The 14,145-nt window shown below is 35.1% G+C and carries 10 protein-coding genes; 6 read left to right on the plus strand and 4 right to left on the minus strand.

The window, feature by feature from the left end:
* Window positions 1–24 precede the first annotated feature (24 nt).
* Window positions 25–1,557 (minus strand): glutamine-hydrolyzing GMP synthase, encoded by a 1,533-nt coding sequence (gene guaA / locus J8281_RS00315; RefSeq protein WP_210195594.1) that lies wholly within the window; start codon window positions 1,555–1,557, stop codon window positions 25–27.
* Window positions 1,558–2,268: 711 nt separating this feature from the next.
* Between guaA and J8281_RS00320 the strand changes: the two genes are divergently transcribed.
* Window positions 2,269–2,814: a pyridoxamine 5'-phosphate oxidase family protein gene (locus J8281_RS00320; RefSeq protein WP_210195595.1), complete on the plus strand. Its 546-nt coding sequence runs from the start codon at window positions 2,269–2,271 to the stop codon at window positions 2,812–2,814.
* Window positions 2,815–2,919: 105 nt separating this feature from the next.
* On the opposite strand, the gene J8281_RS00325 is transcribed toward J8281_RS00320, so the two are convergent.
* Together J8281_RS00325 and bshC are read right to left on the minus strand one after the other, a co-directional pair.
* Window positions 2,920–3,108 (minus strand): hypothetical protein, encoded by a 189-nt coding sequence (locus tag J8281_RS00325; protein WP_210195596.1) that lies wholly within the window; start codon window positions 3,106–3,108, stop codon window positions 2,920–2,922.
* A 238-nt stretch (window positions 3,109–3,346) separates the two neighbouring features.
* Window positions 3,347–4,942 (minus strand): bacillithiol biosynthesis cysteine-adding enzyme BshC, encoded by a 1,596-nt coding sequence (bshC, locus tag J8281_RS00330; RefSeq protein ID WP_210195597.1) that lies wholly within the window; start codon window positions 4,940–4,942, stop codon window positions 3,347–3,349.
* A 127-nt stretch (window positions 4,943–5,069) separates the two neighbouring features.
* Here bshC and J8281_RS00335 point away from each other — a divergent pair, with 127 nt between their 5' ends.
* The 5 genes from J8281_RS00335 to J8281_RS00355 all read left to right on the plus strand — a co-directional run bounded on the left by J8281_RS00335 (window position 5,070) and on the right by J8281_RS00355 (window position 12,504).
* Window positions 5,070–7,547, plus strand: a complete 2,478-nt coding sequence (locus J8281_RS00335) for a M14 family metallopeptidase (RefSeq protein ID WP_210195598.1) — start codon at window positions 5,070–5,072, stop codon at window positions 7,545–7,547.
* 11 nt (window positions 7,548–7,558) lie between these two features.
* Window positions 7,559–9,727, plus strand: coding sequence for a M3 family metallopeptidase (locus J8281_RS00340; protein ID WP_210195599.1), 2,169 nt, complete (start codon window positions 7,559–7,561; stop codon window positions 9,725–9,727).
* Between the two features lie 313 nt (window positions 9,728–10,040).
* Window positions 10,041–10,340, plus strand: a complete 300-nt coding sequence (locus tag J8281_RS00345) for a GIY-YIG nuclease family protein (RefSeq protein ID WP_210195600.1) — start codon at window positions 10,041–10,043, stop codon at window positions 10,338–10,340.
* A 380-nt stretch (window positions 10,341–10,720) separates the two neighbouring features.
* On the plus strand, window positions 10,721–11,842 hold the full coding sequence (locus tag J8281_RS00350) for a serine hydrolase (RefSeq protein WP_210195601.1): 1,122 nt from the start codon (window positions 10,721–10,723) through the stop codon (window positions 11,840–11,842).
* A gap of 488 nt (window positions 11,843–12,330) precedes the next feature.
* Window positions 12,331–12,504, plus strand: coding sequence for a hypothetical protein (locus J8281_RS00355; protein WP_210195602.1), 174 nt, complete (start codon window positions 12,331–12,333; stop codon window positions 12,502–12,504).
* Window positions 12,505–12,616: 112 nt separating this feature from the next.
* On the opposite strand, the gene rimO is transcribed toward J8281_RS00355, so the two are convergent.
* Window positions 12,617–13,918: a 30S ribosomal protein S12 methylthiotransferase RimO gene (rimO, locus tag J8281_RS00360; RefSeq protein ID WP_210195603.1), complete on the minus strand. Its 1,302-nt coding sequence runs from the start codon at window positions 13,916–13,918 to the stop codon at window positions 12,617–12,619.
* Window positions 13,919–14,145 lie beyond the last annotated feature (227 nt).

Consider the following 14,145-nt stretch of genomic DNA (forward strand, 5'->3'; position numbering starts at 1 on the left):
CTCTGATAAGTTAATAAACCCATACTATTCCCACTCTATTGTAGCAGGGGGCTTCGAGCTTATATCATATACTACTCTATTAACGCCTTTTACACGGTTTATTATAGTATTCGATGTTTTTTGTAAAAACTCATAAGGTAAATTTACCCAGTCTGCCGTCATCCCATCGGTACTTTCTACTGCGCGCAATGCTATACAATTTTCATAGGTTCGCTCGTCACCCATTACCCCAACACTTTGTACAGGGAGCAATATGGCTCCTGCCTGCCAGACTTTATCGTACAAACCATTTTCTTTTAATCCGTCGATAAAAATAGCATCTACCTCTTGTAATATAGCTACTTTTTCCGGCGTTATATCTCCTAATATCCTAATGGCCAATCCAGGTCCGGGAAAAGGATGTCTTCCTAGTAATTCCTTACTCATTCCCATTGATGCTCCTACTCTGCGTACCTCATCTTTAAATAGCATTTTTAAAGGTTCTACAATCTTTAATTTCATAAAATCAGGTAGACCGCCTACATTATGATGACTCTTTATGGTTGCACTAGGACCACCACTTACCGAAACACTTTCGATAACATCAGGGTATATAGTACCTTGTGCCAACCACGTTACATTTTCTAGAGCGTTCGCCTCATCATCAAAAACCTCTATAAACACACGACCTATAGCTTTACGCTTTTTTTCGGGATCACTTTCTCCGGCTAAGGCTTCCAAAAAACGTGCCGAAGCGTCTACTCCTTTAACATTCAATCCCATATCATTATACTGAGCCAATACCTGAGTAAACTCATTCTTACGCAGTAATCCATTATTAACAAAAATACAATACAGGTTTTTACCAATAGCTTTATGCAATAACATAGCTGCTACCGAAGAATCTACTCCGCCAGAAAGCCCAAGTACTACTTTATCGCTACCTAATTGGCCTTTTAAATTATGTACCGTTTCCTCTACAAAAGAATCAGGAGTCCAATCCTGAGCGACACCTGCAATATTGACTAAAAAATTTTTCAAAAGTTGAGCGCCATCTACAGAATGGTATACCTCTGGATGAAACTGAATAGCATACGTTGTCTCATTTTTAATTTTGAAGGCTGCATTTTTTACATCATGAGTGCTTGCTAAAAGTTCCCCTTGGGTAGGTAATTTTTTAATAGTATCACTATGACTCATCCAAACCTGAGATCCCTTCGAAATATTTTTAAACAATTCATTATCAGTAATGTAAGATAAATTAGCACGACCATATTCTCTGGTATTTGATGCTGCAACTTCTCCGCCTCCAAAATGAGCCAAGTACTGTGCCCCGTAGCAGATGCCTAATAAAGGTTTTTTACCTCGTATTTCAGAAAGATCTGGATGCGCAGCATTATTACCCCTAACAGATAATGGGCTACCGGATAATATTACAGCCTGATAACTATCAATATCCTTTGGTGGTTTGTTGTACGGATGAATTTCAGAATAAATATTGAGCTCTCTAACCCTACGCCCAATGAGTTGTGTAACCTGCGAACCGAAGTCCAGTATAAGTACCTTATTGTTTTGCATAGACAAAAATAAAATTAAATTAATAACCCTGAAATTCAAAATGAGATATTTTTTAAATGGGATCATCAAGAGCGTACTAGCCTATGGTTTATCTTGAAATCACCATCGTTTCAAAATCAAAAACCTGTTAAATAAAATAGAGGGTAACGTAAGCTAAAGAACAGGCTTAAAAAAATGCTTCAGATGTGTAGCTCTTAAAGTATATTTTTTATTAGTTCTGGAAGTGCTGGACTTTTTTAACCCGCTTTATATATGAGAAAATCTATTGCGGCTTGAAACTGCTGCAAAACCAAGCACTACGTTATATTTTTAAGTGTCACCGTAGCGGTATGCTGAAACTTAGAAAACACTTGGTTTTATGACATTTTCAACCCTCATGACGAAATTCTAATACATAAACCGGGTTTAACCTTCCGTACCATGGTAACCAAAGTAGTTTTTCAAACCGAAAAACATAAAAAAATACTTAAAATTGAGTATCTTTATAAAACTTGGTTTTGTATTAGAAAATTTATCACGCCTTTCAACTGTTTCAAACACATTCGCTTTGCTATGTTTTTTTACTGTAACCGTAGCCATGATATGCAAAAATTAAGAAAACATTTCTAATGCGACATCTTGCACAGAGCATTGTTTTGTGGTGCATTTGAAAGTCTCATGATAAAGTTCTAAAGCATTATCGATGCTAAACATACTCACACCATGCGTATTATGACCGAAATTATATTCTCTACAGTACTAAAAGATCTGAAAAATGCAACTATCACGAACAGCCATCCATTTCGGTATTTTACATTGGGAACTTCGAGTATTAATGGTACGCCCAGACTAAGAACTGTTGTGCTTCGGGAAATAGATGAACACCTAAACCTAATGGTGTATACAGACAAGAGGTCAAAAAAAATCACTCATATCAACGAGCATAATACAGTAAGTCTTCTATTTTTTGACTCAGAAAAATTGATCCAACTCTCTATAAGAGCCAAAGCAAAACTAATTACAGATGATATCACATTAAAACGTATATGGGAACACATTCCTATAAAATCTAGAAAAGACTACACCACCAAACTTGCTCCAGGGAAGGAAATAAATAATCCCGAGCAGATTGATTACCTTGAAGAAAAACACTTTCTAACTGCCATCAAATTGATACCAGATAAAATTGAATACTTACGCTTAAAAAGACCAACACACATCAGAGTACTGTATGAAAAAGAAAACGACGAATGGAAAGGTTCTTTTTTAGTTCCCTGATTTTATATTATGAATTGGTTTAAGTTCCCCTTTGCCAACATCTCGCTAACAATAAAGAACTAACGAATTCTAATAACACAATTTCGAAACACTGAACTAATCAATTTAAGAATACGTATTAAAACACTGTATGGTATACGCTCGCATTTCTTTTGAAAATTCCAAAGTCGCTTCAGATAATGATACATCAAACACCTTAAATAAAGAAGTCTTTTCTTTATTTTGATTGAAATTTTTAGAATCAAAAGACATTTTGGTTTTTTCGTTGTTATTAGGTATTGCTATTGTACTCATACTACTTACATGTAAAGATTTGACATATTCTATTTGTATATAAAGCTAGCTCTTCTAAACTAGAATACAGTCAAAATATGCTCGTTTTACATTTCAATAACACAGTTTTATCAATCTGAAAATTTGCAACTCATCAAAGTGCAACATTGATAATAAAACAACCTTTGTTTTGCGTATTTATTAACACGTAATGTACTGATTATAAGATTTAAAGTAGACAACTACAATTACGGTTGCTTTATTTTTTGATAATGATGAACTCTCCTACAAGAGGGTCGAGATGTTCTATTAATGTAGGGATCAGATTTTCTCCATACTCCAGATACATCTCTGAAAAGTTGATGATGCGCTCCTGTAAACTTTGATTGGGAAACAATTCATTTTGAATTGCTGTTAACCGTTGCACATGGTCGCTTAACTTGCGCCGTTGTGCTTTTAGTAAACGTTTTTCTAATATGTCTAAACCCTTTAACTGCTTAACTTCTTGAGCTTTTACAGCGTTTTTAAAAGTAATATCGGTTTGCTCTGCTAATGTATACATAGTCTGAAATTGCTCCTGTAAATGCTTTCGTTGTGGATCAAAATTAATATCGATATCTGAAATACGTCGAACTTTTCGGTTAATTAATTCATGTTGTTTTAAGAATAATTCGGTGTTTGCGATATTGAGCTTGTTTAGTTTTTCAGCTTGTTTTTGGGTCTGGATCAGCACCGAATTACGAAGTAAAAGTATAGGAAAAGGTACTTCAACTTTTTGAAAATAATCTTTTAACTCTAGCCAATAAGCCAGTTCTCCTCCGCCGCCAATATAACAAAGATTGGGTAAAATCACCTCTTGATACAAAGGGCGCATCATGACATTGGGACTAAATCGTTCTGGCTCTTCATTCAAGTGTTTTATAATTTCACTCTTGCTCCAAGAGATATTGGTCTCGTTGACAAAATACGTCCCATCTTGTGCTATGATTCTTTCTCGAATACCTTCATCCAAATAAAAAAGGTTGATTTCTCTGGGATTTACCTGTACTTTATATCCAAGCGACTCAAGTTTTGTCACTTTTGGTAGCACACTCGTATATGAAACCTGATTCAGGAGTTCTTTTTCGACATACGGAATAAACAGGCGTTTTAACTCGCGGTCATCTCCATCAATAATAACCAGACCATATTCACCAAACAATTGATTCGCCAGGTATCGTGTTGCTTCAGCTAATGAGTGGTGTTGCAGATACGCTTCATGAAATAATCTCTTCAATTCTTCAGCGTTTTTTCCTATTCCGATTTCCGAAAAAAAGATATCAAAAACTTCATCCAATCCGCGAGTGTTAAAATTACCTACTGCTCCACCATCTTTGCGATTCCACTGAATTTTTTTTCCGAATAAATGAAAATAATTGATTTCGTCAAAATCGTGATCCTCTGTGGCCATCCAATATACCGGTACAAAATTAAAAGTAGGATACTTTTCCTTTAAAATTTTGGCAAGATTAATTGTTGAGACAATTTTATATAAAAAATAAAGTGGTCCGGTAAATAAATTTAATTGATGCCCTGTTGTTATTGTAAAAGTCGTCTGCTCTTCTAAGTATTTCAAATTTTCTTTGGTTGCTTGGGTACAACCGATGTTTCGATATTGATGTTGTAGAGATTTTACTAACACTTCTCTATGTTTTGGTGGAAAAGTATATTGTTTCTCTTTGATTTGATCTTTAAAATTTTCTATAGACGGGAAACGGTGATAAAAAGGTTGCAAATCAGACGTTTGATCTAAATAATTACAAATAAGGGATGAAAAGTAATTCGTATCTCGAAACGGAATACAGTCACTAGGCATATACTACTTTTTTAAAAGAAGATAAATATACATTAGATTGTAAATGTAAATCCTAAATTTTAGTTAATACCAATAATATCCTAAATTTAACGCGGTATTTTACAAGTTTTAAAATTTTGATCAATCCATGCAAAAATTACTCATTACACTTTTTGTCATAACGATCTCATTATCGTATGCGCAAAGTGATTTACAATCTCCTTCAGCATTTTTAGGATATAACATAGGTGAACAATTTACACGTCATGCCGATGTTATTCAATATTTTGAACATGTCGCTGCTAATTCTAATAAAGTAACCTATCATGTTTATGGAAAAACAAACGAACGTAGACCACTAACCTATGCGATTATTTCTTCTGAAGAAAACTTAAAAAACCTCGACAATATAAGATTAGCTCATCTAAAAAATACAGGAATAGTTGAAGGAAACGCCGCTCCTAATAAAGCTATAGTATGGTTAAGTTATAACGTTCATGGTAACGAAGCCTCGAGCACCGAAGCGGCGATGCTAACTATCTATGAACTCATTACAAAGAAATCAGACTGGCTTCAAAATACTATTGTTATTCTAGACCCTTGTGTTAACCCAGACGGGCGCGACCGATACGCAAACTGGTACAATCAAGTAAGCGCTACACCTTATGTTATTGACCAAAATGCCACCGAACATCATGAACCATGGCCTGGCGGGAGACCCAATCATTATCTTTTTGATTTAAACCGGGATTGGGCTTGGGCTACGCAGTTAGAAACTTCTCAACGTTTGAAAATATATAATCAATGGATGCCACATATTCATGTAGATTTTCATGAACAAGGTATTAATGAACCTTATTATTTTGCACCGGCTGCAGAACCGTTTCATGAAATCATTACACCATGGCAAAGAGATTTTCAAACACAAATAGGTAAAAATCATGCACAATATTTTGATGCCAAAGGGTGGCTGTTTTTTACCCGAGAGCGTTTTGACTTACTTTATCCCAGTTATGGCGATACGTATCCAACTTTTATGGGCGCTATCGGCATGACTTATGAACAAGCAGGACACGGTCGTGCAGGATTAGGCATACAAACTGACGAAGGTTATGTACTAACCCTAAAAGACCGCATATTGCATCATACCACTACTGGACTGTCTACAATAGAAATAGCTTCAAAAAATGCCGTAAAACTAAACACTGAGTTTAAAAAATTCTTTGACACCTCTGATTTAAAGTATAAAAGCTACGTACTTAAAGGGCATACAGATAAAATTAAGGCACTCACTACACTATTAGATAAACACGAAATAACATACGGCTTTGCAAAGACCACAAAAGTTTCTGGATTTAATTTTAAAGAAAACAAATCGGGAAGTATGAACTCAAAAGGTGCTTTGGTCGTATCTACAGATCAACCCAAAGGAAAAATGGTTAAAGTACTGTTTGAACCTAATACCAAGTTGAACACTCCTGTAACATATGATATTACCGCCTGGAGCATCCCCCATGCCTATGGTTTAGAAACTATTGCAACTACATCTGTTGTACCAGTAAATCAAGAGAGCGTACAACATACGATACGCAATAATACTTCTATTTCGGGAGCGGGGTATATTACCAAATGGCATAGTTTATCTGATGCCGCTTTTATGGCAGAATTACTAAAAAACAATATAAGAGTACGTTTTACCGAAAAAGATTTTACTAACGATACGCATACTTTTGAAAGAGGAAGTCTAATTATTACTAAAAGTGATAATAGAAAACATGAAGACTTTCATGATCTTGTTGTTAACATTGCTAACCAACACCAGCGTAAACTTTATGCAGCGCCGTCTAGTTTTGCCTCAAAAGGAGTAGATTTTGGTTCTCCAGATGTTAAATTAATCAACAATCAACGTATCGCCGTGTTAAAAGGACAATATGTATCGTCTTTAAGTTATGGCGAGATTTGGCATTTTTTTGAACAACAACTTCACTTTCCTGTTACTTCTATTGATACCGAATACTTTAAAAATATAGATCTTAACACCTACGATGTTCTCATTATTCCCGATGGATATTACAGCACCTTAATCGATGAAAACGTATTTAAAAAGTTAAAAGCCTGGGTGCGTCAGGGTGGTAGACTCATTGCTATAGCCAAGGCCATTCGTATGTTTAATAACAAAGAAGGTTTTGATTTGAAAAAAAATACACCTGTCGAAACAAAAAAGGACTCAATTGGTAATATCACGCCCTATGATCAAAGGGAACGTCAACGAGTAAAAGATCTAATAACCGGCAGTATTTTCAAAACAAAAGTAGATACGTCACACCCTATGGCATTTGGATATGACGATGTTTATTTTAGCCTAAAATTAGGGAGTGATTCTTATAAATTATTACAAAACGGATACAATATTGCATATATTAAAAAGCCAGAAAATGTATCTGGGTTTGCAGGTACCCACGCGTTATCTAATCTTACTAACTCCCTGGTATTTGGTGAGGCAAAATTGGGTAACGGAAGTATTATATACATGGTCGATAATCCTTTGTTTCGATCATTTTGGGAAAATGGTAAGCTTTTCTTTGTAAATGCCATATTTTTTACAGACAATACATTCAGAATTTGAAATTAATAGTCATGACACATACGTACACTTCAATTACCTTAAAAGCGATTGCTTTATCAAGTTTCTTATTTTTAAGCAGCTGTAATCAAAAAAAAGAACCTGTGGAAACTGTAACAGAAACAGAAAATACTGAAAATGTATTGCTAGCAGAATGGACCGGCCGATACGGAGGCACTCCGGCATTCGATAAAATGAACCTGCAAGATCTTAAACCTGCCCTCGAAAAAGGAATGAAACTTAATCTTAAAGAGATCGATGAAATTACAAATAATCCCGAAGCCCCATCTTTTGAAAACACCATCGTTCCTTTAGAAAAATCTGGAGCAGCATTAGGAAGAGTATTCACGTACTACGGAATTTTAAGCAGCAACATGTCTTCACCAGAATTTAGAGAGATTCAAAAAGAAATGGCTCCGAAGCTATCTGAATTTCGTTCAAAAATTTCTCAAAACACAGAACTATTTCAAAGAGTAAAAACGGTATATGATAACGCTATAAAAAATCCTCTAGAAGACGACCAACAACGCGTGGTTCAATTAACCTATAAAGGCTTTGCCATGAATGGAGCCGAATTAGATGAAGAGAAAAAGAAACGCTATGCCGAGATTAACAAAGGGCTTTCAGAGTTATACACCAACTTTTCTAATAATATCTTAGAAGATGAAGAAGGTTACGTGACCTATCTCACAAAAGAGCAATTAAGCGGTTTATCAGAGCCCTTGATCAAAGCGTATGCAAAGGCTGCAGCCGATCGCGGAGAAGAAGGTAAATATGCCGTTACCAATACACGATCGGCTATGGATCCTTTCCTTACCTATTCGAATGAAAGAGAATTGCGCAAAAAAGTATGGGAAAATTATTATTCCAGAGGGGATAATGGCGATGACAAAGACAATAATGAAAATATTGCTAAAATCTTAAAATTAAGAAAAGAACGCGTTGGATTGTTGGGATATGACAATTATGCTGAATGGAGATTGCAAAATCGAATGGCAAAAACTCCGGAAAATGCCATGAAGTTAATGAATGCCGTATGGCCTGCAGCTATTGCACGAGTAGAAGAAGAAGTAGCTGACATGCAAGCTATAGCTAATGCCAATGGAGATCAAATCACTATAGCGCCTTGGGATTACAGGTATTATGCCGAAAAGGTTAGAAAAAAGAAGTATGACCTGGACTCAGACGAAGTAAAACAGTATTTACAGCTAGACAAATTGCGCGAAGCTATGTTTTATGTAGCTGGGGAATTATTCAATTATAAATTCACACCTGTAGAAGAAAATAAAGTTCCTGTATTTCATGAAGATGTACATGTATGGGAAGTGACCGACAAAACTTCTGGAGAACATATCGGTCTATGGTATCTTGATCCCTTTGCAAGACCCGGTAAACGATCTGGGGCCTGGGCAACTACCTATAGAAGTCATACTACCTTCGATGGAAAAAAAACTGTTTTAGCTTCTAATAATTCAAACTTTGTAAAACCGGCCCCCGGAGAACCCGTATTGGTTTCTTGGGATGATGCTACCACATTTTTCCACGAATTTGGGCACGCATTACATTTTTTCGCTTCCGAAGTTAGATATCCTACCTTAAATAGTGGTGTTCGTGATTATACCGAGTTTCAATCACAACTTCTAGAGCGCTGGTTATCTACCGATGAAGTGATCAATACCTATCTCGTACACTACAAAACAGGAGAACCTATGCCTAAGACTCTTGTCGATAAAATCAAAAAAGCAGCAACCTTTAATCAAGGATTTGCTACTACTGAATATTTGGCATCGGCATTGATGGATATGAAACTCCACATGGCAGACCCAGAAAATATTGATCCTGATGCATTCGAAAAAGTAACCCTGGCAGAACTAAATATGCCAAAAGAAGTAGTAATGCGTCACCGCACACCGCATTTTGGACATGTATTTTCTGGTGAAGGGTATGCCACTGCTTATTATGGATATATGTGGGCTGATGTATTAACCTCTGATGCAGCTGAGGCTTTTGCTGAAGCGCCAGATGGTTTTTATGATAAAGAAGTCGCAGCCAAATTAGTAAAATATCTTTTTGCACCTCGTAATGCTATGGATCCTGCAGACGCTTATAAAAAATTTAGAGGTCGCGAAGCCAAAATTGAAGCATTGATGAAAGATCGAGGTTTTCCGGTCAATAAATCATAATTGACTTTTTGATCCAATTAAAAGATTGTAAAAGAGGCTGTCTAAAAAGTATATTATTTACCATACTGTCACATAGAGCGGAGTCGAAATGTATTCAAAACTGAGTGTTATTGTTTTTTGACTGCGCTCGAAATGACAGAGAAAATAGCTTTTTATACGACCTCTTTTTTCGTTTCAAATAGTACTTCTTCGTATAAGGCGAATCACAATGACAATTACTCCATCACTTCGAGGACGCCAGGACAAAGTAGTATGTCTATAAATTCCCAAAAATTTGCTATATTTTTAAAATCCAAATAATACTAATTCGCCAATGAAAAAATCATATGTTTACTTCATGACAAATAAAAACAATACAGTCATATACATTGGAGTAACTAGTGATTTAATAAAACGTATTTATCAACACAAAACAAAAACTTACGGGGGATTTACCAGTAAATATAATTGTAATAAACTAGTATACTTCGAAGAGTTTAGTGATATTAATGAAGCCATAATAAGGGAAAAACAAATAAAATCAGGTAATAGGAAAAAGAAAGAGAATTTGATCAATTCAGAAAATAATGAATGGAAAGACCTTTCTGATGGTTGGTTGTTCGATTATTCATAGCGAGAAGATTGCTTCGCTACACTCGCAATGACGAATATATATGAACATATTCGACAAATGCACCGTCACTACGAAGAGGAACGACGAAGTAGTCTGCTCATTATGAAACTATACTTCTGTATATAGTAAAAAGCTTGCTTCGCTACACTCGCAATGACGAATATATATGAACATATACGACAAATGCACCGTCACTACGAAGAGGAACGACGAAGTAGTCTGCTCACTATGAAACTATACTTCTGCATATAGTAAAAAGATTGCTTCATCCTTATTCATACCATATTGATTTAACTTCCCATTACAAAAAACCTTTATCCTATTAGGTAACAAAAAAGATAGTCACTCGTCTACATGATACTAACCTAAACAAATACTGCATGAGACATACTTTGTTCATTATCATTTTTATACACCTCTTAACCGGTTGCAATACTTCAGAAAAAAAAAGAAAGAAAGAAACTGTAGCTACTGTTAAACTTCTAGTTACGAAACATGCAGATTCTTTGCTAGAGGATCCAAAAATTAATGCCGTGTCTATTGGCATTTACAAAAATGGGAAAAAGTATACCTCGCATCACGGAGTGTTAGACAAAGGCCAAGGCAACTCGCCAACCGATAGCACCATATATGAAATTGCTTCGGTAAGTAAAACCTTTGCCGGAGTTTTGGTTGCCAACGCAGTTATCGAAGGTAAGATCAAATTAGAAGATGATATTAGAACTTATCTCAAACAAGACTTTGATAATTTTGAATACAAACGGCATCCTATCAGAATTAAACATTTACTCACCCATACCAGCCGTATGTCCAAATTTTTACCCGAACGCATTAACGCTTTATTTTCTGACTTTAACGAAGAACTGCCATTTAAAGTTCATGAAATTCAAAAAAGTTATAGTAAACAAGAATTTCTATCAGACCTAAGTCAACTAAAAATAGATACTATTCCTGGTGTCAAATACAAATATTCTAATGCCGATACAGAACTTATGGCTCAAATTCTAGAAAACGTATACCAAAAACCCTTTGATAGTATTTTAACGAGCTATTTTAACGATCATGTAGATATGAAAAATACGCATATTCATCTATCAAAGAACAAAATGCATCATTTGGCTAATGGCTATGGTATGACGGGTAAAATGGTACCACATGAGGCTGTATTATACGGTGCAGATGGCGGGGTAAAAACTACACTGCCAGATATGGTTAATTATATCGAGTTTCAGTTAGATTTGTCTAACCCTACAGTTTTAGAATCTCACAGGGTTTTATATGTAAACAACTCAAGAAAAATGGCATACTATCTTCCTGTAAAAATGCATAAAGAATATGGAGTATACTACAGTATGCATGGTGGCAGTTTTGGAACACAAAATTGGTTATTTATCTTACCAGAACATGACATGGGGATTACTATAGTTACGAATCAAAGCGATCTTGATACTGCAAATAAATTAGCACACACAGTTAAAGCACTGCTGCAAGAACTTATGTGAGCAACTACAGGTTTAGAAGCTGCGCATCAATTTTGATTCCAGACTAAATTCGGAGTGTTATTCTAATACTATTTTGCAAAATTAATGTTTATCGGTAATGATAGTAGTCAAGCTATAGACAAATTGTTTCAAATTCTATTTATTTTACAATAAATTTCAATTTTTATTGAAAAATTATCAAAAATAGAAGTGAATACAGGTCTAATGTTATTAAATTGTTAATCATTCTCCTTTTTAAGACAAATTTTAGATTATCAAATCCCTAATGAAAATTAATAAAAATTGAATTAAATTCAGTCAACTCATAGAAGTTTCAATTTAATCGAGAATACTTTCCTTATATCTATTATAAACTCCTCAAACCAAATTTTTCATAACCTTGAATATGCTTGTTTTTTGTTAGCTAAAGTTTATGATTTTGCTTCTAATTTTTAGATACATTTGCCAAGAATTTTAAAAAAAACTAACAAATCTAACATTTTATTACAATGAAAAAGTTAACAATCCTACTTGCTATTTCTATCGCGCTTTTTTCATGTGAAGCAGAATCTGCAGACGAACAGAGTTTTTCTCCAGAAGTAAATCCGATAGACAATCCTGATGTAGAACCAGGTAAAATTATTGATAATTATAACGAAACTGATGGTGGTTTAAACAACTAAATCAAGAGTTATATTTCAAAAAGACTATATTTCTCTTACAATATCTTGAGTTAGCCATGAAAGATAGACAAGAGTATTCATAGAAAAGAAGCCAAGTAAGGCTTCTTTTTTGTTAAATAACCTCACCATAGAGATCAAAATCTTCGGCTTCGTTGATTTTTACTGTTGTAAACTCGCCGGTTTTCAAATAGGTTTTTGAAGCATCGATCAATACTTCATTGTCAACATCAGGCGAATCAAATTCCGTTCGACCTACAAAATAATTTCCTTCTTTACGATCGATCACGACTTTAAACTCTTTCCCAATCTTTTCTTGGTTCAACTCCCAGGAAATTTGTGATTGAATCTCCATGATCTCATTGGCACGCTGTATCTTCACTTCTTCAGGAACATCGTCCTCCAAGTTAAACGCGTGTGTGTTTTCTTCATGAGAATAGGTAAAACAACCCAAACGTTCAAAACGCATTTCTTTTACCCATGCCCGTAGGGTTTCAAAATCCTCTTGTGTTTCTCCCGGATATCCGACAATCAATGTGGTACGGATAGCCATTTCTGGAACAATAGCTCTAAACTCTTTCAATAATTGTGTCGTTTTTGCTTTTGTAGTTCCACGACGCATTGATTTGAGAATTGAATCAGCAATGTGTTGTAAGGGAATATCAATATACTTACAAATTTTTGGTTCATCTTTCATGACTTCCAGCACATCCATAGGAAATCCGCTGGGAAACGCATAATGAAGTCTAATCCACTCGATACCTTCAACCCTAACCAATGCTTTGAGTAAATCTGCAAGCTTTCTTTCTTTATAAAGATCCAATCCATAATAAGTGAGATCCTGAGCTATTAAAATAAGTTCTTTTACGCCTTCTTTGGCCAGGTTCTCTGCTTCGATAACCAGTTTTTCGATAGGTGTAGATTTATGTTTACCTCTCATTAAAGGAATAGCACAAAACGAACACGGACGATCACACCCTTCGGCTATTTTGAGATATGCATAATTTTTGGGCGTTGTTGTAAGACGCTCTCCTATCAATTCGTGCTTATAATCTGCTCCTAGTGCTTTTAAAAGCCCTGGTAACTCTGTAGTGCCAAAGTATTGATCTACATCCGGAATTTCTTTTTCCAAGTCAGGTTTATAGCGTTCAGACAAACAACCGGTTACAAAAACTTTATCAACGACCCCTTCTTCCTTCTTTTGTACATACTCCAAAATTGTATTTACAGACTCTTCTTTGGCATTCGCGATAAAACCACAGGTATTAATAACAACGATATTTCCTTCTTTTTCATGAACAACCTCTTTGTTATTTGCACGCAGTTGCCCCATCAAAACTTCACTATCATAAACATTCTTACTACAACCTAGAGTCACAACATTGATCTGGTTTTTTTTAAGAGTTTTTGTTCTCATATTTTTATGTAAACTACCTCAGGATACACCCATGAGACTTTCATTAGAAACAAATTTTGACTTCGAAGCAAGCCACAGGCAATATACCTTTTGGCGATGCTAATTAAGATCTGCAAAGATACAAGGATTAACTCAAGTTTTGTAAATAAATCTGATAACTCTGAGTATGATCATGTTACTTTATTAAACCTTTTGTATATTTATAAGTCCAAATCTATAAAAGCCCC

The sequence above is a fragment of the Aquimarina sp. U1-2 genome (genome assembly GCF_017897595.1).
Taxonomy (GTDB): Bacteria; Bacteroidota; Bacteroidia; order Flavobacteriales; family Flavobacteriaceae; genus Aquimarina.

Excerpts from the sequence above, each read along its gene's own strand:
- bshC (WP_210195597.1), bottom strand. The coding sequence starts at position 4,942 with ATGCCTAGTGACTGTATTCCGTTTCGAGATACGAATTACTTTTCATCC.
- J8281_RS00355 (WP_210195602.1), top strand. The coding sequence starts at position 12,331 with ATGAAAAAGTTAACAATCCTACTTGCTATTTCTATCGCGCTTTTTTCA.
- J8281_RS00340 (WP_210195599.1), top strand. The coding sequence starts at position 7,559 with ATGACACATACGTACACTTCAATTACCTTAAAAGCGATTGCTTTATCA.
- J8281_RS00335 (WP_210195598.1), top strand. The coding sequence starts at position 5,070 with ATGCAAAAATTACTCATTACACTTTTTGTCATAACGATCTCATTATCG.
- J8281_RS00345 (WP_210195600.1), top strand. The coding sequence starts at position 10,041 with ATGAAAAAATCATATGTTTACTTCATGACAAATAAAAACAATACAGTC.
- J8281_RS00320 (WP_210195595.1), top strand. The coding sequence starts at position 2,269 with ATGACCGAAATTATATTCTCTACAGTACTAAAAGATCTGAAAAATGCA.
- guaA (WP_210195594.1), bottom strand. The coding sequence starts at position 1,557 with ATGCAAAACAATAAGGTACTTATACTGGACTTCGGTTCGCAGGTTACA.
- rimO (WP_210195603.1), bottom strand. The coding sequence starts at position 13,918 with ATGAGAACAAAAACTCTTAAAAAAAACCAGATCAATGTTGTGACTCTA.
- J8281_RS00350 (WP_210195601.1), top strand. The coding sequence starts at position 10,721 with ATGAGACATACTTTGTTCATTATCATTTTTATACACCTCTTAACCGGT.
- J8281_RS00325 (WP_210195596.1), bottom strand. The coding sequence starts at position 3,108 with ATGAGTACAATAGCAATACCTAATAACAACGAAAAAACCAAAATGTCT.